Source organism: Streptomyces sp. NPDC022910, from assembly GCF_055561075.1.
Genome location: NZ_JBVHHL010000055.1, coordinates 12,463 through 32,811, shown reverse-complemented (window position 1 = coordinate 32,811; position 20,349 = coordinate 12,463). Strand labels below are relative to the sequence as shown.

The following is a 20,349-nucleotide window of genomic DNA, read 5'->3' as shown; positions in this document are numbered from 1 at the left end:
CGCTGGAGGTGGCACCGGCGCGCGGACGTGCCGCAGTCATCCGGTTCGGAAGGGCGCGGCCCGCGCCCAGTGCTCCCCGTGTCCGCCGTCGTGCACGGCGGCGCCCGGTTCCGTCCCATCACCAGGAGGTACCCGTGGACAGCACCGACGGTTGGGGAGACGACGTCTACCAGCCCGACGGATCCGAGGTGCAGGACGACGCGGGGCTGCTCGACGCCGAGGACACTCTGCTCTCCGACGGGGTCGGGGACCCTCTCGACCGGGGCTGGTCACCACCGGAGCGGCCCTGGGCGGTGGAGCACGTGGGCGTGACCGCGGCCGAGGGACACCGCGGCGAAACCCTGGACGAGCGCCTCGCCGAGGAGCTTCCGGACATCACGGTCCCGGACGGCGACGACATCGGCGACTGGTCGGACGGCGACGGGGAACCGCTGGACAACGAGGTGGGCGACATCCGCTCCGGCCGCCTTGTCGCCCCCGACGAAGGGGCGCACGAGGACGAGGAGAGCGGCCTTGTCGCCACCGACGTCGGCATCGACGGCGCCGCCTCCTCAGCCGAGGAGGCGGCCGTGCACATCGTCGACGAGGAGACCCCGTCCGGCTGACGCCGCAGATCCCCCGCGCCCCTCAAGGAGAGGCCATGCAGCAGGACAAGCAGCCTGACTACCACCCCGTCGTCTTCCGCGACCGCGCCGCCGGCTACGCCTTCCTCACACGGTCCACCGCCACCAGCGACCAGACCATCGAGTGGGACGACGGCGGGACGTACCCGGTCGTGGATGTCGAGATCTCGTCCGAGAGCCACCCCTTCTACACCGGTAAGGCACGGACGGTGGACTCGGAGGGGCGCATCGCCCAGTTCGAGCGTCGGTACGGCAGCGCGGGGCAGGCGGCCGGCGGTGAGGCGAACCGGTAGTCCGCCGCGCCGGGCCGCGCTCAGATGACGTTGAGCGCCGCCGCGCAGCCCACCCCGCCGAGCAGCATGAACGCCGGCATCAGCACCTTCAGCTCGACCCAGCTGCCCGCCCGGAACCGCATCACCTTCGGTGGACCCACCGGGTACCAGCGCTTGCGACCCAGCGGTATGGGCCACAGGATCGGGCAGCCCGACACCGTCAGCGCGTCCCCGATGTCGTGCACCAGAGCGCCCAGGACGATCGGCAGGCCGAGCCACAGGTACTCCTGGCCCGGCGCCGTGAACAGCCAGTCGGAACCATTGCCCGGTTTGTCCAGTACGCCGGCGAGAATCCAGGCGCTCGTCGCGGCCAGCAGCCACACCAGCACATCGCTGCTCGAACCGCGTGCCGCCCGCCACAACAGCCCCTCGATCGCCAGCACCATGTGCACGAAGAGGATGGCCAACACCGCCCACCGGCCGCCCAGGATGGCCGCGACCGAGGTGCCCGCGCCGATCAGCACCGCCCACAGCCACGTGTGCGTCAGCGTACGGTGACCGCCCGACCGGCGCGGGTCGCCGGGCTTCCTGGTCGCCTTGTAGACGGCGTACGACAGCTTGTCGACGATCTCGCACACCCAGCGGGAGACGGGTCCGAAGGCCCGCGAGATGGTCGCCGCCTTGTGGTCCAGATCCGGGGCCAGTGCGGCACCCGCGCAGATCAGTGCGCCGACGAGCAGGACCGGCCAGGGCATCGGATGGCCTGCCGCCGCGGCGGCCGCCCCCACCCCGAGCCAGGCCGCGGCCCCCGACAGTGAGTGTGCTGGTCCCATCATGGCCGCTTCCCGCCCCATTCCTCTTGTCGCGCTGTCCAGTTGTCAGTGTCCGCTGACGCCTTGTCGGCGACACAGCGTAGCGTCGGCGATCTTCGGACCGGCATCCGATTCCCCCATCCGGTGTCAGGGCAGGCAAGATGGGGACGTGACCCTCATCGATCAGCTCCCACAGACCGCAGACCCCGACGCCCTCTACGAAGCCTTCGAGTCGTGGGCCGGGGAGCGCGGCCTCACCCTCTATCCGCACCAGGAGGAGGCGCTGATCGAGGTGGTCTCGGGAGCGAACGTGATCGTCTCGACTCCCACCGGCTCCGGCAAAAGCATGATCGCCGCGGGCGCGCACTTCGCGGCGCTCGCCCGGGACGAGGTCACCTTCTACACCGCGCCGATCAAGGCGCTGGTCTCGGAGAAGTTCTTCGAGCTGTGCAAGCTCTTCGGCACCGAGAACGTCGGCATGCTCACCGGTGATGCCTCCGTCAACGCGGACGCCCCTGTGATCTGCTGCACAGCTGAGGTCCTCGCCTCCATTGCGCTGCGCGACGGCAGGCAGGCCGACGTCGGCCAGGTCGTGATGGACGAGTTCCACTTCTACGCCGAGGGCGACCGCGGCTGGGCGTGGCAGATCCCGATCCTGGAACTGCCGCAGGCGCAGTTCATCCTGATGTCGGCGACTCTCGGCGATGTCTCGATGTTCGAGAACGACCTGACCCGCCGCACCGGGCGCCCGACCGCGGTGGTGCGCTCGGCGACCCGTCCGGTGCCCCTCTCGTACGAGTACCGCCTCACCCCGCTCACCGAGACGCTCACCGACCTCCTGGAGACCCGGCAGGCCCCCGTCTACATCGTCCACTTCACACAGGCCCAGGCCGTGGAGCGGGCCCAGGCGCTGATGAGCATCAATATGTGTTCGCGCGAGGAGAAGGACGAGATCGCCGCGCTGATCGGCAACTTCCGCTTCACCACCAAGTTCGGCCGCAACCTCTCGCGTTACGTACGCCACGGCATCGGCGTCCATCACGCCGGCATGCTGCCCAAGTACCGCCGCCTCGTGGAGAAACTCGCCCAGGCCGGTCTGTTGAAGGTCATCTGCGGCACGGACACACTGGGCGTCGGTGTGAACGTCCCCATCCGCACCGTTCTGTTCACGGCGCTGACCAAGTACGACGGGAACCGGGTGCGCACCCTTCGCGCCCGTGAGTTCCACCAGATCGCGGGCCGCGCCGGGCGCGCGGGATTCGACACGGCAGGCCTTGTCGTGGCACAGGCGCCGGAGCACGTGATCGAGAACGAGAAGGCGCTCGCCAAGGCAGGCGACGACCCGAAGAAGCGCCGCAAGGTGGTGCGCAAGAAGGCACCGGAGGGCTTCGTCGGCTGGACGGAGCACACCTTCGAGAAACTGATCGCCTCCGAGCCGGAGCCGCTCACCTCCCGCTTCCGGGTCACCCACACGATGCTGCTGTCGGTGATCGCCAGGCCGGGCAACGCCTTCGAGGCGATGCGTCATCTGCTGGAGGACAACCACGAGCCGCGCAAGCAGCAGCTGCGGCACATCCGGCGTGCGATCGCGATCTACCGCTCGCTGCTGGACGGCGGCATCGTCGAGAAGCTCGACGAGCCGGACGCCACCGGCCGCATCGTGCGCCTCACGGTCGATCTTCAGCAGGACTTCGCGCTCAACCAGCCGCTGTCCACGTTCGCCCTGGCCGCATTCGAACTCCTCGACCCGGAATCCCCCTCGTACGCCCTCGACATGGTCTCGGTCATCGAGTCCACGCTCGACGACCCGCGGCAGATCCTGGTCTCCCAGCAGAACAAGGCGCGCGGTGAGGCCGTGGCGGCGATGAAGGCCGACGGAGTGGAGTACGAGGAGCGCATGGAGCGCCTCCAAGACGTGACGTACCCCAAACCGCTGGAGGAACTGCTCTTCCACGCGTACAACACCTACCGCAAGAGCCACCCGTGGGTCGGTGACCATCCGCTGTCGCCGAAGTCGGTCATCCGTGACATGTACGAACGGGCCCTGTCCTTCACTGAGTTCGTCTCCTTCTACGAGCTGGCCCGCACCGAGGGCATCGTGCTGCGCTACCTGGCCGGCGCCTACAAGGCCCTCGATCACACCGTCCCGGACGACCTGAAGTCGGAGGACCTGGAGGACCTGATCGCCTGGCTCGGCGAGATGGTGCGCCAGGTCGACTCCAGCCTGCTCGACGAGTGGGAGCAACTGGCCAACCCTGAGGAACTGACGGCCGAGGAAGCCCAGGAGAAGGCCGACGAGGTCAAGCCCGTCACCGCGAACGCGCGCGCATTCCGCGTCCTGGTCCGCAACGCCATGTTCCGCCGCGTGGAGCTCGCCGCCCTCGACCAGATCGAGGAACTCGGCGAAATGGACGCCGAGTCCGGCTGGGACAGCGAGGCGTGGGGCGCGGCCATGGACAGGTACTGGGACGAGTACGAGGAGCTCGGCACCGGCCCCGACGCCCGCGGCCCGAAGCTGCTGATGATCGAGGAGGAGCCGAAGAACGGGCTGTGGCGCGTCCGGCAGACCTTCGCCGACCCCAACGGCGATCACGACTGGGGCATCAGCGCCGAGATCGACCTCGCGGCCTCCGACACGGAGGGCCGCGCCGTCGTCCGGGTCACCGACGTCGGCCAGCTGTGAGCACAGGAGAAACCCATCCATGACGAACCCAGCCGAGAGGCTCGTCGACCTGCTCGACCTGGAGCAGATCGAGGTCAACATATTCCGTGGCCGCAGCCCGCAGGAGTCCCTGCAGCGGGTCTTCGGTGGCCAGGTGGCCGGCCAGGCGCTGGTCGCCGCTGGCCGCACCACGGACGGCGAACGGCCGGTGCACTCGCTGCACGCGTACTTTCTGCGCCCGGGAATCCCGGGCGTGCCCATCGTGTACCAGGTCGAACGGGTGCGTGACGGAAGGTCCTTCACGACCCGCCGGGTCACGGCCGTACAGCGGGGCCGCACGATATTCAATCTGACCGCCTCCTTCCACAAGCCTGAAGAGGGAAGCTTCGAGCACCAGTTGCCGCCGGCCCGGAAGGTGCCGGACCCGGAATCGCTGCCGACGGTGGCGCAGGAGGTCGAGGAGCATCTCGGCGGCCTGCCCGAGACGCTGGAACGGATGGCCCGGCGTCAGCCCTTCGACATCCGGTATGTGGACCGGCTGCGCTGGAACGTCGAGGAGATCAAGGACGCCGAGCCGCGCAGCGCCGTGTGGATGCGTGCCGTCGGCCCGCTCGGGGACGACCCCCTTGTGCACACCTGCGCGCTCACCTACGCGAGCGACATGACGCTCCTGGACGCCGTCCGCATCCCCGTCGAACCGCTGTGGGGTCCACGCGGCTTCGACATGGCGTCGCTGGATCACGCCATGTGGTTCCACCGGCCGTTCCGCGCGGACGAGTGGTTCCTCTACGACCAGGAGTCCCCGATCGCGGTGGGCGGCCGCGGTCTTGCCCGGGGTCGCATCTACGACCTCGAGGGACGCCTGCTCGTCTCGGTCGTCCAGGAGGGACTGTTCCGCAGACTCGAGCGGTGACGAAGGGGCGTCCGGCGCCTGGGCCGTCGCCCGGCGCCGCGCCGGTCATGGGTTTCTGCGGCGCAGCCATCCGAACATCCCTCGTGATGGTGTCAGCTCGCGCTGCGCGGGCGTCTGCTGACGGACGTCCGCGGTTCCCGGGGGCCGTTCTTCCGAGACCGCACACAATGGCCCTGGGGCACGCCGGTGCCGGCGGGCCTCGATGAGCGCCTGCCTCAAGTCGGCCAAAAGCCATCCGACCTCGTCCGGGTCGTCCGCCGTCGTGATCCGCGCGACGATCCGGGCCGCGGGCGACTCGGGCGGCACCTGCAGGGACTGCGCAGGCCGGAGCCGATACAGCTCGGCCCGCTCATAAGGATCGCGGACAATCTCCTCCACCTGAGCCGGATCCAGCAGGGACGCCATCACCGCGGCCTTCGCCCAGGGGTCCTCCGTCTGACGCAGCTGGAACCCGAGATGGCGCCCTCGCCAGTTGCGGGGCCGCAGATCCAGGCCCGCGTCCAGCTGGTCGCGCAGGCCTTCCGGCGTCCGGCCGGTGAGCAATGGCAGGTTCGCCTCTCCGGCGGCGAACTGGCTCAGCTCCTCGGCCAGATACAGCCAGACCACGGCCCTGTAGCGGTTCAGGTACCACTTCACCGGGACCACCAGGCCCAGGCGCGCGAACCGCGTGAACCTGGCCGGAGTGACCCCCATCAGGGCCGCTCCGTCCCGCGTGCCCACTGCCTTGACCCGCTCCCGCAGTCCCTCGGGGAATCCGTCCTCACGGCGCACGCGGTCGATCTCCGCGCGCAGAACGCGGCGGCCTCCTCCCCGCTCGCCGGAAACGGTCCGCACGTACCCCAGCTGTACCGCGAGTTCGAACTCGCCCCGCCTGAGGTCCAGTTCCCGTGCGGCGCGGCTCAAGGCCAGCGACGGCCGCCGCGCCGCGGATCCCGCGGCGTTGTGGGTGGCCTCGGTGATGGTCGACGCGAAAGTCTGTCCGGACATGGCAATTCTCCCCCGTGGAGTCCCTGACGGGCGTCGTGTACGCCCGCCTCGGGAAAAACCGTAGCTGGAGCGCCGAATCCCGGTATTTTCCTGTGGATAACTCCTCGCACCGGCCTTTTCCACAGGTCAGCGGCCCACCGCGACCACCGGGCGCCCAGCCCTGCCCACACCCACCCTGACCAGGCTCTATTTACGCGTCAGAGGCTCTTCGCGCGATGGCCGCGCGCTCTTGCAGCAGGAGAGGGGAGAGGCGCGTGCCCCGCCGTCAGAGGTCCACGGTCGGCGTCTGCTCCCGCTCCCGTGATTCCACGGCGAGGTGCTCCCCGACCCGGTTCACGAGCAGCGTCATCTCGTACGCGATCTGGCCGATTTCAGCCTCGGCGGCGCTGAGCACGCACAGGCAGCTGCCCGGACCGGCGGCGGTGACGAACAGGATCGCGTCGTCGAATTCGATCATGGTCTGACGAACCTGACCCGCGCCGAAGTGCCGGCCCGAGCCCTTCGCCAGGCTGTGCAGACCGGAGGAGACCGCGGCTAGATGCTCGGCGTCCTCCCGCCGTAGCCCCGTACTGGTGCCGGTCACCAGTCCGTCGTTTGACAGCACCAACGCGTGCCGTATGTGCTCCACGCGCTCCGTCAGGTCGTCCAGGAGCCAGCCGATCTCCGAGTTCTGTGCCATGGTCCTCTCTCCCCGTGGACGTAGCTCCCCCTGGCAGGAGGATCCGATCAGCCAGCCTTCACCACCGTCGCCCTCCCGGCAAGCAGGATGGGGGCATGGCACAGAAGATGACCGACGAGGAATGGCGGGCCTTCGTCTCGCACGGCACCCGCACCGGGAAACTCTCCACCGTCCGCGCCGACGGCAGTCCGCATGTGGCGCCGATCTGGTTCCTGCTCGACGGAGACGACGTGGTCTTCAACACCGGCAAGGAGACCGTGAAAGGACGGAATCTGGCCAGGGACGGCCGGGTCGCCCTCTGCGTGGACGACGACCGACCCCCGTACGACTTCGTCGTGCTGCAGGGGCGAGCGGAGCTGTCGGAGGACCTCGATGAGGTGCGGTACTGGGCAACCCGGCTCGGCGCTCGGTACATGGGCGAGGAGCGGGCCGAGGAGTTCGGCGCCCGCAACGGCGTTCCGGGAGAGCTCCTCGTCCGGGTACGGATCGAGAAGGTGCTGGCCCATTCGGCCGTCGCCGAGTAGCACGTCAGCCCACGGAGTCGAGCAACCGGGCGGTGTGCATCCGCCCGGCGTACTCGACGAGACGGATCAGCACCTCCTTCCCGGAGTCGCGGTCCCGTGCGTCGCAGAGCACCACGGGTGTGCCCTGGTCGAGGTCGAGAGCGCGCGAGACGTCGTGGGCGCCGTAGGTGCGGGCGCCCACGAAGCAGTTGACCGCCACCACGAACGGGATGTGCCGGTGCTCGAAGTAGTCCACCGCGGGGAAGCAGTCCTCGAGTCGCCGGGTGTCCGCGAGGACGACGGCGCCGAGGGCGCCCTGGGACAGTTCGTCCCACAGGAACCAGAAGCGGTCCTGGCCCGGCGTGCCGAAGAGGTAGAGCGAGAGTCCGGACCGGATCGTGATGCGCCCGAAGTCCATGGCGACGGTCGTCGTTACCTTCTGATCCACGCCGTCGGTGTCGTCCACGGACTGGCCGGCTTCGCTCAGCAGTTCCTCGGTGCGCAGCGGCCTGATCTCGCTGACCGCGCCCACCAGAGTGGTCTTGCCCACGCCGAACCCGCCGGCGACCAGTATCTTCAACGCCAGGGCGGTCATCTCGTCCTCGGGGGCGTCGGAGTGCTCGGAGACCATCGATCACTTCTCTCGGGAGTGCCGACAACGGTCGACGTCAGTACATCCGTGCAGAGTCAGCATCATGGCAACTGCGACCGCTCTTCGAGGGGTTGGACCGCTATTTGCCCGATCTGACCACCTCTCGCCCATTCGGTGCCCGAATGGGTGCACAACTCGGCACGAGCCCGGCTCACGGCGGTTGCGGCCCATCGCCTACAGCGCCCTCAGTCCCTCGATGACCTAGCGCAGAATCCGTTCGTCGGGCAGTTGAGCCGGCGGCACGGGGCGGCTGATCGTGACGCAGCCCAGTTCCAGCAGATCCCCGAGGAGCACGCGAACGACACCGACGGGCAGGTCGGCGCCCGCGGCGAGTTCGGCGACGGACTGTGTCTCGATGCGGCACAGGTCGATGAGCGCGCGGTGTTCCGGGCCCAGTGCCGTGTCGTCGTCGACGTTCGGCGCCCCGGTGTCGAGCGAGACGAGGGCGATGAGGTCGAAACGCACCCCGGTGGGGCCCGGTTTGGTGCGCCCGCCGGTCATCGCGTAGGGGCGGACGAGCGGTCCCGCCTCGCGGTCGTACCACTGGCTGCCCGGCTGGTCCGGGGCGCCTGTCCGGTCCTCGGTCATCTGCGACCGCCTTCGCTCGTCATCCGGCGGCAGGCGGACGCGTGGCCACACGAGGAGGGGTGTAGAGGTGCTCGCCGACACGTTTCACCAACCGCGCCATCTCGTATGCCACCAGGCCGATGTCGGCCGTGACGGCCGTGAGGACGGCGAGACAGGACCCGTCGCCCGCGGCTGCCACGAAGAGGAAGCCGTCGTCCATCTCGACCATCGTCTGGCGTACTCCACCGGCGCCGAAGTGTCGGCCCGCGCCCTTGGCGAGGCTGTGGAAGCCGGAGGCGACGGCCGCGAGGTGTTCCGCGTCCTCACGGCTGAGATCGCCGGAGGCGCCGATCGCCAGTCCGTCGTTCGAGAGCACCACTGCGTGCCGGACCTCGCCCACGCGCAGCACCAAGTCGTCCAGCAACCAGTCGAGTTCGCCCGACCGCTGGGCGGTCCTCATGCTCGGGTCCTGAATCATGCGGGGTCTCCTTCGCTGCTGTCGCCGACGGGTCCCGCCGCGTGACCGGGTGCGTGGCCACCGCCACGTGCCCAGCCGTCGCGGTAGGCCGCCATGCGGTCCCGTACGAGTTCGGGGGTGCGCTCGTCGTCGCGCCGTGATGGCTGCGTGCCCGCGACGGGCTCCTGCCGGCGCTGCGCGCGCAGTTGGGGGGCAAGGCTCGCCTGCCGTACGCGTCGCGGCAGGTCCTCGGATCCCTCGGAGTCGTCGGAGGGGCGGTGCAGCCTCAGCGTGGTGACTCCGGGCGGCGCGGTCTCGGCCGAGGCGTCAGCGGATGTCTGCACCCCGGCCTGAGCGGAGCCCGCCAGCGCGGGCCGTTCCGCGGCCTGTTCCACGGGCTCCTTCTGTACCGTGGCCGCAGCCACGCGCGCGTACTCGCGATCCTCGTGCCGTTCGGCGTCCGCCGTACGTGGGGATCGTTCCACCGCACCGCTGTGCAGCAGAGCGGTCGGCAGGAGGACGACCGCGGTCGTGCCGCCGTAGGGAGAGGTCCGAAGGTGCACCTTGATGCCGTGCCTGGAGGCGAGCCTGCTGACCACGAAGAGGCCGAGCCGGTCGCTGTCGAAGAGGTCGAGCGCCTCGGACTGCTCGATGCGCCGGTTGGCCTCCGCGAGGGTCTCCTTGCCCAAGCCGAGACCCCGGTCCTCGACCTCGACGGCATAGCCGTTGCCGACGGGTTCCCCGCTGATGCGCACGCGCGTGTGGGGCGGCGAGAACTGGGCGGCGTTCTCGATGATCTCGGCGAGGAGGTGGGTGAGGTCGGCGACCGCGGCGCCGACCACCGAGGCCTCGGAGAGTTGCCGCACCTCTACGCGCGCGTAGTCCTCGACCTCGGAGACGGCTGCGCGTACGACGTTGGTCAGTGAGACAGGCATGCGCCAGGCGCGGCCGGGTGCGGCTCCGGAGAGGATGATCAGACTCTCGGCGTGGCGGCGCATCCGCGTGGTGAGGTGGTCGAGCCGGAACAGGTCGCTCAGTTCGCCCGGGTCCTCGGATCGGCGCTCCATGCTGTCGAGCAGGCTGAGCTGGCGGTGCACCAGGACCTGGCTGCGCCGGGCCAGGTTGACGAAGACTCCGGAGATTCCGCTGGCGAGTTCCGCGCGTTCGACGGCGGCACGCAGGGCGGCGCGGTGCACGGTGCCCAGGGCCTCGGCGACCTGGCCGGTCTCGTCCTCCGCGGCCGGACCGGATGGCGCCTCGGCGTTGACGTCGATCTCCTCCCCGGCGCGCAGCTTGCGCATGGCCTGCGGGAGTTTGTGGCGGGCGATTTCCAGGGCGCTGTTACGCAGGCTGACCAGTTCGACGACGAGTCCGCGTCCGATGCGTACGGAGATGACGAGCGACGCGGCGACGGCGGCCAGGCCCAGGAGGACGGCGGCGCCGGCGGGGGTGAGGACGCCGCGGGTGAAGGGGTCGGCCCGGTGGGCCACGCCACGGCCCGCGTCCGCCTCGATGGTCCGCATGCCGTCCTGCACGCGCGCGTGTGCGGGGTTCCAGGTGGCTGCCGGGGCGGCGTCGACAGCCTGTACACCGGGTCGGCCGGCCAGCACCTTGTCCTCGACGGCACCGACGTCGGCGTATGCGCTGCCTTTCGCGAGTCGCTGCCAGGCGGCCCGTTCGGAACCGCGCAGGTCGGCCACGGCGGACGCGGTCAGGGTCCGCCGTGTGTCGACGGCGCCGGTGAACAGTCGGAGGCGTTCGCCGTCGAGGGTACCCGCGAGGCGGGCGCTGGAGAGGACCGCGTCCTCCTGGGCGAGTGACTCCGCCGCACGGGAGAACTCGAGCAGCACACGCGCGTCGGAGCCGAGGTCGGCGTTCTGGACGCCGGTGAGCGCGCCGCCCACTCCGAAGGCCGTGACGATGGTCCGGGTGTACTGGCCGTACGTCTCGTCCCAGCCGACCCGGCGGGCGAGGACGTCCTCCCGCAGGGAGCGCAGGGCTTCGGCTCGGGTGACGAAGGCTTCGAGGCGAGCGGGGACACCGGCGGGGAGATCGGTGCCGTCGGCGACCGTGTTGTGGTCGCCGAGCCGCAGTTTGGCCACGGCCCGGTCGGTGCGTCCCGCCAGTGTCTTCAGGTCGCCCTGCTGCTGGGCGGCGGGGTCGGTCGCATAGCGCACGGCGGCCGCCCGTTCGGCCTGGAGTGCCGCCACGGCGTCGGCGACCGGGGCGCGAACTGCGGAGTCCACGCGTTGCAGCTGGCGCAGCCCGGCAATGTCCTGGGCGGTGCTGACGGTGGCGTACGCCCACAGGGCGAGCAGCGACATCACGGGCACCATCAGAAGACAGACGATCTTGGCCCGGACGGTGCGGGGGCGTATGCGCCACCCTCCTGCCCGTACGGGTGAACCGGGCTCCGTGGCGCTTGTCTCGTCGGTCTCGGGGGGCTCGTCGGCCGGCGGGCCGGCGTGCGCGCGGCGGCCGCGCACCGGAGGCGGGGGCGGGGGCTCGGCGCCGGCCATGGCGGTCCTACGGGGTGTTCGCATGGACTCCTCGCTCGGAGTGTGTCGGGACATGCCGGCCGGGACCGCGGTCAGCGGGCCACGCTCTCGACCGGTCGCTGGGCTGACGCGGATGCCTCGCGTTCCCCTGCGGTCGGCGACAGTGCAACGAACGCCGAGGTCAGGAAGAGATAGGACCCGAGGCCGACGGCGAGGGGGAAGATGAACTGCATCGCCGTGGCCCCGGGCAGGGCCGCGCCTGACGGCGTGAGATCGACGCTCACCGCGAGCATCCCGGTGTAGTGCATGCTGCTGACCGCCGCGCCCATGACGAGCGAGGCGACGGCGACCGCGACGGGCGACTTGATGTTGAGGCCCGCCCAGAGGGCCGCCGTCGCCGCGACCACGGCGATCAGGACGGAGACCCCGACGAGCACGGGGTCGTAGTGCACCGTCCCGTGCAGCCGCAGCGCCACCATGCCGAGGTAGTGCATGCTGGCAACGCCGAGCCCGGTGGTGAGCCCTCCGAGGAAGAGAGCCCGGGCGCGGTCCCGGCCGTAGCCGACGGCAAAGACGCCGACGCCTACGACGACCATGGCGACGAGCAGGCTGAGGATGGTCAGCGGCACGTCGTAGCGGATCTCGGTGCCGGTGACGCCGAAGCCCAGCATGGCCACGAAGTGCATGGTCCAGATGCCGGTGCCGATCGCCGAGGCCGCGGTGACGAGCCAGTTGCGACGCGACCTGCCGGTGGCGCCGAGCGCGCGGACCGTGCAGCGCAGCCCGAGGGCGGCGCCGATGCACGCCATCACGTACGACAGCACGGGGGTAAGCCAGCCGAATGTGGCGTGGTCCAGGTGTCCCATGGCCCCGGGACGCTAGTCCGGGCCGGGGCGCGCAATGGGGGCGCATTTCGAAAGGTATTGGAATCTGACGCAGACAGGCCCTGGAACGATCGCGTCACGCTCGAACGTGTGCGCTGCGGCATCGTTCGTGCAGGTTTCGTGGAGGTGAGGAATCATGCGGAACATGAGCGACAACCACACACACGTCCAGGAGTTCTTCGGAGCGCGCGCCGCCGACTGGGACACGCGGTTTCCCGACGACGGCCCGGCGTACGCCGCCGCGGTCGACGCTCTGGGGCTGCGCGGGGGTGACCGCGTGCTCGACGCGGGCTGCGGCACGGGCCGGGCCCTGACGCCGCTGCGTGCGGCCGTGGGGCCCTCGGGAGTGGTCCTGGGGGCCGATCTGACCCCGGCGATGCTCGAGGCCGCCCTGCGGGCCGGACGCGACCGCGACGGTGCACTGCTGCTCACCGACGTGGCCGCGCTCCCTCTGCGCACGAAGTCCCTCGACGCGGTGTTCGCGGCGGGTCTGATCGCTCATCTGCCCCACCCGGCCGAGAACCTCCGGGAGTTGGCGCGTGTGGTGCGGCCCGGGGGCCTGCTGGCCCTGTTCCATCCGATCGGCCGGGCGGCCCTCGCGGCGCGCCAGGGACGCAAGATCACCCCCGACGACCTGCGCGCGAAGGCCAACCTCGACCCTCTGCTGGCCGGTTCCGGCTGGCGGCTGACGTCGTACGTCGACGAGGACGCCCGTTTCCTCGCGCTGGCCGTCCGGGGGGACTGAGCCTCAGCCGCGCCCCGCCACCTCGGCCACCAGCGCGTCCGGGTTGTCGAACATGACGTTGTGCCCCGCACCGGGGACGGTCACCACGCGCACGCCCGCCGCTTCCAGGCTCTCCCTGCCGTTCACCTCTCCGCTCAGCTCGCCCTGGAGATAGACACGGTCGACCTTGAGTGCCTCGAGCAGGCGGCGCATCGTGGGACGCGTGCCCCGCACGAGGTGCGTCGCCGTGCGGTGGAGGGCACGCGGGTCGGCGAGGCGCATGGTGGCAGCCCACGTGGGGCCGATCTTCTCGAGCACGCGCGCGTGGCCTCCGTTTTCCACGTAGTCGTCCTCCGTGTACGCGGCGATGCCGCTGCTGCCGACACCGATCGGCGGGTGGGGATCGAGGTTGGCCTCTATGAGCACCAGCCGGGAGACGAGGTCCGGTCGCCGGTGGGCGAGCACGATGGCCACGGAACCGCCCATGCTGTGCGCCACGAGTTCGGCTCCGACGACCTCCGCCGCGTCCAGTGCGGCGGCCAGCGCGTCGGCATGGTCCTCCAAGCCGTAACCGAAGTCGGCGGGGCGGTCGCTGATGCCGTGCCCCGGCAGGTCGACGAAGAGGGTGCGGCGGCCGACGAGTTCGGGACGCGCCCCTAGATGTGCGTTGTAGACGGCCGAGGACGCGCCCAGCCCGTGCACGTACACGCGCGCGGGTTCCTTCCCCGCCGTCTCGGTCCACCGGATCGCGCTTCCGTTGCCGTCGAACTCGGCTTGCCTCATCGGTCTCTCCTTCGAACCTCCGTCATTTTCACCGCCTTGAGAACATACATCGTATCCGAGGTATTGCGAAGCCGATGTATCACGAGAGTGCGCCACAATACGCGCATGCTGGAGCTCGCCATCCTCGGTTTCCTGTATGACGCGCCGCTGCACGGCTATGAGCTGCGCAAACGCATCACCGCGTTGACGGGGCACGTACGTCCCGTCGCGGAGAGCACGCTGTACCCCGCGATCAAGCGTCTGGAAAAGGCCGGACTACTGGCCCGGGCGACGCAGCCCGGCTCGGTGGCGGCTCCACGCCACGTCCTGACGCTGACCGACGGGGGCAGGCAGGAACTGCGTCGCAGGCTCGCGGAACCGACGCAGCGCGACATCACCGACGAGAACCGCTGGTTCACGGTGCTCGCTTTCCTCAGGCACCTGGAGGACCCGGCTGCGCAGGAAACCGTGCTGCGGCGCCGGCTCGCTTTCCTCGAGCAGCCCGCGAGCTTCTTCTACGAGGGCGACCGCCCGCTGCGCGCAGAGGAGGTGGACGACCCCTTCCGGCGCGGCATCCTCACCATCGCGCGGGCCACCAGCCGGGCCGAACTGGCCTGGCTGAGGACAACGCTCGCGTCACTCGTGGAGGAAGGTCGCTGAGGTCCCTGCCTGCCGGACGGGGCAGCCCTTCACACCAGGGACCGGATGGGTGCCCAGCTCGGCGACGCGATATCCGTTCGGATAGCCCTTGATCTCTCGGTTCTGCCGTGCGAAGTGGGGAGCGCGGCGGCATGAGGCGGACCAGACGGCCGCGGGCGCGCACCGCGCGGCGCACCAACGCGCGCGTGACAGCGCTCGGCGGCTCGTACCGGAAGGTCATGAGGAGAGAGTCGTCGAGCAGGGAGAGCGTCGTCAGGCGCAGGAGCGGTGCCAGCGGGCGCGGATACCAGGAGGCCATCAGGTCCAGGGTGGCGTCGGACACGCGCCGGGCTTCCGCGTCCCATGCGAAGTGCGCTTCCTCGTAGGCGTCGAGGCAGGCCTCGAAGTCCTCATAGGTCTCCGGGATGCCCTTGATGCCCAGGTGCCGCCCCAGGGTGCGGTAGTGCACGACGGAGGCGACGCTCTCATGCCGGGACAGCCGGCGCCATCCGTAGGCGTCGATCCACCGCTTGGGTATCACCACGAAGGTGCACAGGACGTACCGCATGTCGTCGTTGCCGATGTCGTAGCTGCGATGCATCTGGTTGATGCGGCGGATCGCGGTGCGGCCCTCCTCGCTGTCGAAGCCGTGCTCCACGACGGTGTCGAGGAGCAGCGCGGTGTCGTCGTAACGCTTCTGCGTGTGATCCGTGAGCTCCGCGGTCTCAGCGAGCAGCCGGCCGATGCCGGGAACGGCGTACGTGCGGTAGAGGGCCAGCTCCAAGGCGCGGGTGTAGTCCCAGGGGAACTCGTAGGCGGTACTGAGACGGTAGATCTCCAGGGCGTGCTTCTCGGGGTCCAGGCACCGAATCCGTTCGAGCCGCTCGAAGCGCTTCACCGCGCCGTCCCCCTTCTGCCACCGAAGCTCCAACTCTACGTTGAATGGCAGCAGATGCCCGTCCGAGAAGGCAACCACACACGGGGAAGGTGGCCCGGTATGTTCGACAGGGTCCGCAAGTCGTTCGACAGATTCGTCAAGTCTCTGCGTACGGAGGCGGCCGCCGACAGGGAGAAGCGCACGCACAATCTGTTCGAGGCTGCGGCCGCCTATGTGTCGGCGTGTGCCGAGGACGACCAGGACCGGATGGACGAGGCCGTGGCATGGGTGTCTCCGGAGGCACTGTCGTTCGGCGTGAACGAGCTGGCTTGCCGCGCGGTCATCGCCCTGGCGCGGGAGCGCGACGAGTCGCCGCGGACGGTCGCCCGCACGCTCCTCGGCCTGCCCGCCGCCTGACGACCGAGATCCGTCCGGTCGTTTCGTCCCGTCCGCCGGACAAGTGCAGCCCCTCGTGTGATTCGCACTCGTGACAACCTGCTCACGGGCGCATTAGGGTGCGCCGACGAACGAACCCGTAGGGAGGATGGCATGGCCGGGACGGACGAGGACGCCGTCGCCGCCGAGGACGACGCTCTGTATGTACTGACGGCGGCTCTTTTGACGCCCGCACAGTTCCCGAGCGTGCTGGGCGACGACTATCCGGACGCCTGCGCGGCTCTCGACCTGCCACCCGTGGCCGACGGGTACGGCCTCGTGCTCGGCCAGGACGGTGACGGTGCGCGCTGGACGGTGGTCGTCGACGACGTGTCACTGGTGGCCGTCGCGATCGCGTCCTGGGACTGCGGAATGGAGTACGACCTGTCGCCCGACGAGCGGACGATCGTCGCCGCCCTGCCGGGCTGGCCGCTGGACGTGGCCGTCGCGGCGCCCGGGGTGCCGGCCCCGCACGACCCCGCACCCGAACTCGGCGACCGCAAGCCGCTCTCCCCGCCGGACACCGACACCTGGGGGCCGGCGCAACGACGCCTGGGCGCCGACCATATCGCGCTGCAGTGGGCCATGTGGCGCGAGCAGATCGACGACGCCGCCTTCACACCCGCAGACGACGGGGCGGCGCCCGAGGAAGGGGCGGAGCCCGCCGAAGGCGAGGGCGCCGGCAAGCTCGGCAGCGGCGTTCGCCGCGTCCTCGCGGAGGCGCGCGCTTACGTGGACACTCCTCCGCCCCTGGGGCGTGTCCGTTCCTCGTTCGCCCCGGGTGACGCACGCACGCTGCGTGCCGATGGCCCCGGCTGGTCCATGGTGGCCAGGACCGACGACATCGCGTTCGTCCTCCTCGACGAGGAGCCTGGCGAGGTAGTCCCGGTGCGACGGGGGCCGCAGCTGCCGGGACTGCTGGAAGCACTCGACAAGATGGCGGTACGCCCGGCCTGAGACGGCGGGGACGAGACAGGAGGCCGGGGCGTGGTGGACAAGGGGTTGCGTTGTGAACCCCCATACGGCCGACTGCGCCCCTGTGGTCCACACCCATGGTCGTAGGGCTTCCGTGGTCGCAGCATGGGCAGCCCCGCGCTCCCGTCGTGTCCCGGAGGCCCGTCATGCGACCGTTCCGAAGCATTGCGTTGTTCGCCGCCGCCCTGCTGACCTCGGCCCTCACCGGGCCCGCGGCAGCTGCCGGCGGTGGCCACTGCGAACGGCAGGAGCAGGCATGGGTACCGGGCGCGGAGCTCCAGCAGAGCGCCTGTCTGGACGACCTGACGACGTCCGGGCTCGCGGGGACCTCATACACGGACATGGCCGACCAGGCGGGGTTGACGGCAAGAGCCACCCGCACCCCTTCCGGCGTGCCGGGACTGCAGATCGACGGGTACTTCCCGGACGAGTCGCACTTCAATTCCACACACGGCTGGCGGCACGACGCCCAGTTCGTGATCCGGCTGCCCGACCGGTGGAACGGCGGCCTCGTCGTCACAGGAGCTCCTGGTACGCGCAGGCAGTACGCGACCGACACAGCCATCTCCGACCGGGTGCTCGCCCAAGGCTATGCGTACGCGGCCACCGACAAGGGGAACAGCGGGTCGGACTTCTACCGCGACGGGACCCGTCCCGGTGACGCGGTCGCCGAGTGGAACCGGCGCACGACGCAGCTCACGCTCGCCGCCAAGCGCGTGGTCGCCCAGCGCTACGGGCACGCCCCCCGGCGCACGTACATGACCGGGATCTCCAACGGCGGCTACCTCACGCGCTGGCAGCTGGAGCACCACCCCGAGCTGTACGACGGCGGGGTGGACTGGGAGGGCGCGCTGTGGACGGCCGACGGCCCGAACCTGCTGACGTCGCTGCCGGTGGCCGTGGCCCGGATGCTCGGCTCGGCCCGGGATGAGGACCTGTACGCCGCCGGGTTCGCACGCGGATCGGAGTTCCTGTGGCCCTACCACGAGAAGGCGTACTGGGGTGTCACGCAGAAGATCTACCGCGCTGAGTTCGATCCCTCTTACGACACCGGCTGCCCCGGCGCGTCCGCCGGGTCGGCGCCGGAGCAGATCCTGGCGCCCTGCCGCTCGGACGCGGCGTACGACTATGCGGCGCGCCCTGCGTCCGTGCACCGCGCGGTGGCCCGCGTCGCCCTCACGGGACGGATCGGAAAGCCGCTGATCACTCTGCACGGCGACCTGGACTCCCTGCTGCCCAAGGCCACGGACTCGGACGTCTACGAGCGCATGGTGGCTCGCAGCGGCCGTGGGCCGCTGCACCGCTACTACACCGTCGAGGGCGGCACCCACGTCGACGGGCTCTACGACACCTATCCCGAGCGGTTGCGGCCGATCCTGCCCTGCTACCGAGCCGCTTTCGACGCGCTCACCGCATGGGTGGAGCGGGGCGTGCGGCCGCCCGCGGACCGTGCCGTCGGCAGGCCCGCGGGCGGCGACGTGGTCGACTCCTGCGCGCTGGCGGGTGACGCTGTGGGCCGCTAGTCCCTCAGCGGCCCAGTTCCTTGCGTGCGACTCGACGCAGCCTGCGCCGCTGGGAGGGGTCCAGGGTGAGGTACGCAACCGTCGGAACCCCCAGCACGATCAGGAGGGCGGCCCACCAGGGCAGCCAGATCCACAGGATGAGCCCGACCAGCACTCCCCCTGCGGCGATCTTCGCGTTCTTCGACATGTGTCGCCTCCTTCGCGGCCACAGCCGCTCGCGGGCCTCCGCGGCACCGCTCTCTGATCTGAGAACGGGCGCGTGCCGCGGGCGGTTCCGGGCCCTGACCCTGATACAACCCTGAGCCGCGACCCTCAGTCATCCCCGAGAGACCTCCCCCGGCGACTCTGCTCAGTAGTCAAATTTGAGGAGACCGTGGAACCGGGGACCGACCCGATCGATGCTCGACGCCCGGTGTTCACCCGGCCGTCGCGCAGCGTTCGGCGCCGGGGCCAACTCTGGCCGCTGTCAACGCACTTGCGCCTCAGGAGGCTCGATGTCCCCGTATGCCGTCGGTCGACGCCGTGTTTACCGATCTGTCGCCGCGAGCCTCCCGCTCGCGGTGCTGGCCGCACTTGCGGTCTCCGGCACGGCGAACGCACACGACGCCCAGCCGAAGGTGACACGGACCGCCACGCTCGGTGACATCCCGCTGGGGGCGTTCAGCAACGCGTTGCTGCCCGGCACGGTCGGCGACGACCACGGCATCGACCTCGGTGGGATCGGCAGCGACATCTACCCGGCAGGCCGCAAGGGCGAGTTCTGGACCGTGACGGACCGGGGGCCCAACGGCCAGATCAAGGTGGACGGCACGAAGCGCCGCACGTTCCCGGTGCCCGGCTTCGACCCGGCGATCGTGAAGATCCGCGTCTCGGGCGAGAGCGTGAAGGTGCTCGACGCCATCCCGATCACCACCGCGTCCGGCAAGCCCGTCACCGGGCTGTCCAACCAGGTGGGCCGTGACGAGGCGCCGTACTCGTACGACGCCCACAAGACGCTCTCGTACAACCCGAACGGTCTCGACACCGAGGGCATCGTGCGAGCCGAGGACGGCAGCTTCTGGCTGGTCGACGAGTACGGGCCGTCGCTGATCCACGTCTCCGGGCGCGGGAAGGTCCTCACGCGGTATGTCCCCAAGGGGCTGAGCCTGGCCGGCACCGATTATCCGGTGGTCGAGGCCCTGCCGTCCGTCCTGCTGCACCGGAAGACCAACCGGGGCTTCGAAGGGCTCGCGCAGCTCCCGGGCGGCGACCTCGTGATCGCTCTGCAGAGCCCGCTGTCCCTGCCGGACGCCGACGCGGGCGACGCATCGCGCACCACGCGACTGCTGCGTTTCTCGCCGAAGAAGCGGGCTGTGACCGCGGAGTACGCGTACCGGTTCGACCCGGTGAACGTCGTGGACCCGAGCGAGGACGACACCTCCGAGCTGAAGATCTCCTCCGTGGTGGCCGTCGGGGATGACAAGCTGCTCGTCGAGGAGCGCACCGACAAGGCGGCACGGCTTCAGCTGGTCCGCCTCACGCGGAGCGCGAACATCCTGGGTGGCCCCTACGACGACGACACCACCTCTCCGTCCCTGGAACAGCTCGACGACCCGGCCGCCTCCGGTGTTCCGGTGCTGTGCAAGCGGTTGGTCGTCGACCTCGGCACCGTCGAGGGCGTACCCGGGAAGATCGAGGGCGTCGCGCGCGTGGATCACGACACGCTCGCGCTCATCAATGACAACGACTTCGGCATGACGGACGGTTCGGGCGCGTTCGACGCACAGGGCCGGCTGGTCGACAGCGGTATCGAGACCACGGTGGTGTACGTGCGGCTGCCCGACGGGATCTGAGCCCGCGTTTCAGTGCGCCACGCGTGCGTGCACCGTGACAAGCGGTCCACGCGCGCGTGGCCTTCGCCGCCCG

At 70.2% G+C, this 20,349-nt stretch carries 21 protein-coding genes and 1 pseudogene; 11 read left to right on the top strand and 11 right to left on the bottom strand.

Going from position 1 to position 20,349, the window contains the following annotated elements; translation table 11 throughout:
* The first annotated feature begins 134 nt into the window (after positions 1 to 134).
* Entirely contained in the window at positions 135 to 605 is a 471-nt protein-coding gene (locus ACZ3TS_RS34065; RefSeq protein ID WP_467625620.1) for a DUF5709 domain-containing protein, read from the top strand.
* 35 nt (positions 606 to 640) lie between these two features.
* Positions 641 to 916, top strand: a complete 276-nt coding sequence (locus ACZ3TS_RS34060) for a type B 50S ribosomal protein L31 (protein ID WP_467625618.1) — start codon at positions 641 to 643, stop codon at positions 914 to 916.
* A gap of 20 nt (positions 917 to 936) precedes the next feature.
* Here ACZ3TS_RS34060 and ACZ3TS_RS34055 read toward each other — a convergent pair whose 3' ends face one another.
* Positions 937 to 1,731, bottom strand: coding sequence for a metal-dependent hydrolase (locus ACZ3TS_RS34055; protein WP_467625617.1), 795 nt, complete (start codon positions 1,729 to 1,731; stop codon positions 937 to 939).
* 145 nt (positions 1,732 to 1,876) lie between these two features.
* Here ACZ3TS_RS34055 and ACZ3TS_RS34050 point away from each other — a divergent pair, with 145 nt between their 5' ends.
* Both ACZ3TS_RS34050 and ACZ3TS_RS34045 read left to right on the top strand, forming a co-directional pair.
* Positions 1,877 to 4,390, top strand: a complete 2,514-nt coding sequence (locus tag ACZ3TS_RS34050) for a DEAD/DEAH box helicase (protein WP_467625616.1) — start codon at positions 1,877 to 1,879, stop codon at positions 4,388 to 4,390.
* Between the two features lie 19 nt (positions 4,391 to 4,409).
* Complete coding sequence (locus ACZ3TS_RS34045; RefSeq protein WP_467625615.1) at positions 4,410 to 5,282, top strand: acyl-CoA thioesterase; 873 nt, start codon at positions 4,410 to 4,412, stop codon at positions 5,280 to 5,282.
* A 45-nt stretch (positions 5,283 to 5,327) separates the two neighbouring features.
* Here the strand turns inward: ACZ3TS_RS34045 and ACZ3TS_RS34040 are convergent, their stop codons facing one another.
* Together ACZ3TS_RS34040 and ACZ3TS_RS34035 are read right to left on the bottom strand one after the other, a co-directional pair.
* Entirely contained in the window at positions 5,328 to 6,269 is a 942-nt protein-coding gene (locus tag ACZ3TS_RS34040; RefSeq protein ID WP_467625614.1) for a DUF6397 family protein, read from the bottom strand.
* Positions 6,270 to 6,534: 265 nt separating this feature from the next.
* On the bottom strand, positions 6,535 to 6,948 hold the full coding sequence (locus ACZ3TS_RS34035) for a roadblock/LC7 domain-containing protein (RefSeq protein ID WP_467625613.1): 414 nt from the start codon (positions 6,946 to 6,948) through the stop codon (positions 6,535 to 6,537).
* Between the two features lie 95 nt (positions 6,949 to 7,043).
* On the opposite strand from ACZ3TS_RS34035, the gene ACZ3TS_RS34030 reads away from it, so the two are divergent.
* Positions 7,044 to 7,472 (top strand): PPOX class F420-dependent oxidoreductase, encoded by a 429-nt coding sequence (locus tag ACZ3TS_RS34030; RefSeq protein ID WP_467625611.1) that lies wholly within the window; start codon positions 7,044 to 7,046, stop codon positions 7,470 to 7,472.
* A gap of 4 nt (positions 7,473 to 7,476) precedes the next feature.
* Here the strand turns inward: ACZ3TS_RS34030 and ACZ3TS_RS34025 are convergent, their stop codons facing one another.
* From ACZ3TS_RS34025 to ACZ3TS_RS34005, 5 genes are all read right to left on the bottom strand, one after another.
* Positions 7,477 to 8,082 carry a GTP-binding protein gene (locus tag ACZ3TS_RS34025; protein WP_467625610.1) on the bottom strand — a complete coding sequence of 202 codons (606 nt, stop codon included), beginning with the start codon at positions 8,080 to 8,082 and terminating at the stop codon, positions 7,477 to 7,479.
* Between the two features lie 222 nt (positions 8,083 to 8,304).
* Positions 8,305 to 8,691, bottom strand: a complete 387-nt coding sequence (locus ACZ3TS_RS34020; RefSeq protein ID WP_467625608.1) for a DUF742 domain-containing protein — start codon at positions 8,689 to 8,691, stop codon at positions 8,305 to 8,307.
* Between the two features lie 19 nt (positions 8,692 to 8,710).
* Positions 8,711 to 9,148, bottom strand: a complete 438-nt coding sequence (locus ACZ3TS_RS34015) for a roadblock/LC7 domain-containing protein (protein ID WP_467625606.1) — start codon at positions 9,146 to 9,148, stop codon at positions 8,711 to 8,713.
* Positions 9,145 to 11,670 carry a sensor histidine kinase gene (locus ACZ3TS_RS34010; RefSeq protein ID WP_467625605.1) on the bottom strand — a complete coding sequence of 842 codons (2,526 nt, stop codon included), beginning with the start codon at positions 11,668 to 11,670 and terminating at the stop codon, positions 9,145 to 9,147. Before ACZ3TS_RS34010 ends, ACZ3TS_RS34015 begins: the two co-directional genes overlap by 4 nt.
* Before the next feature lie 47 nt (positions 11,671 to 11,717).
* Positions 11,718 to 12,491: an MHYT domain-containing protein gene (locus ACZ3TS_RS34005; protein ID WP_467625604.1), complete on the bottom strand. Its 774-nt coding sequence runs from the start codon at positions 12,489 to 12,491 to the stop codon at positions 11,718 to 11,720.
* A 163-nt stretch (positions 12,492 to 12,654) separates the two neighbouring features.
* On the opposite strand from ACZ3TS_RS34005, the gene ACZ3TS_RS34000 reads away from it, so the two are divergent.
* Positions 12,655 to 13,254, top strand: a complete 600-nt coding sequence (locus ACZ3TS_RS34000; protein ID WP_467625603.1) for a class I SAM-dependent methyltransferase — start codon at positions 12,655 to 12,657, stop codon at positions 13,252 to 13,254.
* Between the two features lie 3 nt (positions 13,255 to 13,257).
* Here the strand turns inward: ACZ3TS_RS34000 and ACZ3TS_RS33995 are convergent, their stop codons facing one another.
* On the bottom strand, positions 13,258 to 14,016 hold the full coding sequence (locus ACZ3TS_RS33995) for an alpha/beta fold hydrolase (RefSeq protein ID WP_467625602.1): 759 nt from the start codon (positions 14,014 to 14,016) through the stop codon (positions 13,258 to 13,260).
* A 105-nt stretch (positions 14,017 to 14,121) separates the two neighbouring features.
* On the opposite strand from ACZ3TS_RS33995, the gene ACZ3TS_RS33990 reads away from it, so the two are divergent.
* On the top strand, positions 14,122 to 14,655 hold the full coding sequence (locus ACZ3TS_RS33990) for a PadR family transcriptional regulator (RefSeq protein WP_467625601.1): 534 nt from the start codon (positions 14,122 to 14,124) through the stop codon (positions 14,653 to 14,655).
* Here ACZ3TS_RS33990 and ACZ3TS_RS33985 read toward each other — a convergent pair.
* Positions 14,632 to 15,532 (bottom strand): annotated as a pseudogene (locus ACZ3TS_RS33985) (oxygenase MpaB family protein). The gene ACZ3TS_RS33990 and the pseudogene ACZ3TS_RS33985 overlap by 24 nt on opposite strands.
* A gap of 99 nt (positions 15,533 to 15,631) precedes the next feature.
* Here ACZ3TS_RS33985 and ACZ3TS_RS33980 point away from each other — a divergent pair.
* The 3 genes from ACZ3TS_RS33980 (at position 15,632) to ACZ3TS_RS33970 (ending at position 18,444) form a co-directional block, all read left to right on the top strand.
* On the top strand, positions 15,632 to 15,928 hold the full coding sequence (locus tag ACZ3TS_RS33980; RefSeq protein ID WP_467625600.1) for a hypothetical protein: 297 nt from the start codon (positions 15,632 to 15,634) through the stop codon (positions 15,926 to 15,928).
* 132 nt (positions 15,929 to 16,060) lie between these two features.
* The gene (locus ACZ3TS_RS33975) at positions 16,061 to 16,903 is read left to right on the top strand and encodes a hypothetical protein (protein ID WP_467625598.1); all 843 of its coding nucleotides are present in this window, start codon (positions 16,061 to 16,063) and stop codon (positions 16,901 to 16,903) included.
* 164 nt (positions 16,904 to 17,067) lie between these two features.
* Positions 17,068 to 18,444: a tannase/feruloyl esterase family alpha/beta hydrolase gene (locus ACZ3TS_RS33970; RefSeq protein ID WP_467625597.1), complete on the top strand. Its 1,377-nt coding sequence runs from the start codon at positions 17,068 to 17,070 to the stop codon at positions 18,442 to 18,444.
* A 4-nt stretch (positions 18,445 to 18,448) separates the two neighbouring features.
* Here the strand turns inward: ACZ3TS_RS33970 and ACZ3TS_RS33965 are convergent, their stop codons facing one another.
* Positions 18,449 to 18,631, bottom strand: a complete 183-nt coding sequence (locus tag ACZ3TS_RS33965) for a hypothetical protein (protein ID WP_467625595.1) — start codon at positions 18,629 to 18,631, stop codon at positions 18,449 to 18,451.
* A 307-nt stretch (positions 18,632 to 18,938) separates the two neighbouring features.
* Here ACZ3TS_RS33965 and ACZ3TS_RS33960 point away from each other — a divergent pair, with 307 nt between their 5' ends.
* Positions 18,939 to 20,276, top strand: a complete 1,338-nt coding sequence (locus ACZ3TS_RS33960; protein ID WP_467625594.1) for an esterase-like activity of phytase family protein — start codon at positions 18,939 to 18,941, stop codon at positions 20,274 to 20,276.
* Positions 20,277 to 20,349 lie beyond the last annotated feature (73 nt).

Excerpts from the sequence above, each read along its gene's own strand:
- ACZ3TS_RS34010 (WP_467625605.1), bottom strand. The coding sequence starts at position 11,670 with ATGCGAACACCCCGTAGGACCGCCATGGCCGGCGCCGAGCCCCCGCCC.
- ACZ3TS_RS33980 (WP_467625600.1), top strand. The coding sequence starts at position 15,632 with ATGTTCGACAGGGTCCGCAAGTCGTTCGACAGATTCGTCAAGTCTCTG.
- ACZ3TS_RS33975 (WP_467625598.1), top strand. The coding sequence starts at position 16,061 with ATGGCCGGGACGGACGAGGACGCCGTCGCCGCCGAGGACGACGCTCTG.
- ACZ3TS_RS33990 (WP_467625601.1), top strand. The coding sequence starts at position 14,122 with ATGCTGGAGCTCGCCATCCTCGGTTTCCTGTATGACGCGCCGCTGCAC.
- ACZ3TS_RS34005 (WP_467625604.1), bottom strand. The coding sequence starts at position 12,491 with ATGGGACACCTGGACCACGCCACATTCGGCTGGCTTACCCCCGTGCTG.
- ACZ3TS_RS33995 (WP_467625602.1), bottom strand. The coding sequence starts at position 14,016 with ATGAGGCAAGCCGAGTTCGACGGCAACGGAAGCGCGATCCGGTGGACC.
- ACZ3TS_RS34040 (WP_467625614.1), bottom strand. The coding sequence starts at position 6,269 with ATGTCCGGACAGACTTTCGCGTCGACCATCACCGAGGCCACCCACAAC.
- ACZ3TS_RS34000 (WP_467625603.1), top strand. The coding sequence starts at position 12,655 with ATGAGCGACAACCACACACACGTCCAGGAGTTCTTCGGAGCGCGCGCC.
- ACZ3TS_RS34020 (WP_467625608.1), bottom strand. The coding sequence starts at position 8,691 with ATGACCGAGGACCGGACAGGCGCCCCGGACCAGCCGGGCAGCCAGTGG.
- ACZ3TS_RS34055 (WP_467625617.1), bottom strand. The coding sequence starts at position 1,731 with ATGATGGGACCAGCACACTCACTGTCGGGGGCCGCGGCCTGGCTCGGG.
- ACZ3TS_RS33970 (WP_467625597.1), top strand. The coding sequence starts at position 17,068 with ATGCGACCGTTCCGAAGCATTGCGTTGTTCGCCGCCGCCCTGCTGACC.
- ACZ3TS_RS34015 (WP_467625606.1), bottom strand. The coding sequence starts at position 9,148 with ATGATTCAGGACCCGAGCATGAGGACCGCCCAGCGGTCGGGCGAACTC.
- ACZ3TS_RS34035 (WP_467625613.1), bottom strand. The coding sequence starts at position 6,948 with ATGGCACAGAACTCGGAGATCGGCTGGCTCCTGGACGACCTGACGGAG.
- ACZ3TS_RS34060 (WP_467625618.1), top strand. The coding sequence starts at position 641 with ATGCAGCAGGACAAGCAGCCTGACTACCACCCCGTCGTCTTCCGCGAC.
- ACZ3TS_RS34030 (WP_467625611.1), top strand. The coding sequence starts at position 7,044 with ATGGCACAGAAGATGACCGACGAGGAATGGCGGGCCTTCGTCTCGCAC.
- ACZ3TS_RS33960 (WP_467625594.1), top strand. The coding sequence starts at position 18,939 with ATGTCCCCGTATGCCGTCGGTCGACGCCGTGTTTACCGATCTGTCGCC.
- ACZ3TS_RS34045 (WP_467625615.1), top strand. The coding sequence starts at position 4,410 with ATGACGAACCCAGCCGAGAGGCTCGTCGACCTGCTCGACCTGGAGCAG.
- ACZ3TS_RS34025 (WP_467625610.1), bottom strand. The coding sequence starts at position 8,082 with ATGGTCTCCGAGCACTCCGACGCCCCCGAGGACGAGATGACCGCCCTG.
- ACZ3TS_RS33965 (WP_467625595.1), bottom strand. The coding sequence starts at position 18,631 with ATGTCGAAGAACGCGAAGATCGCCGCAGGGGGAGTGCTGGTCGGGCTC.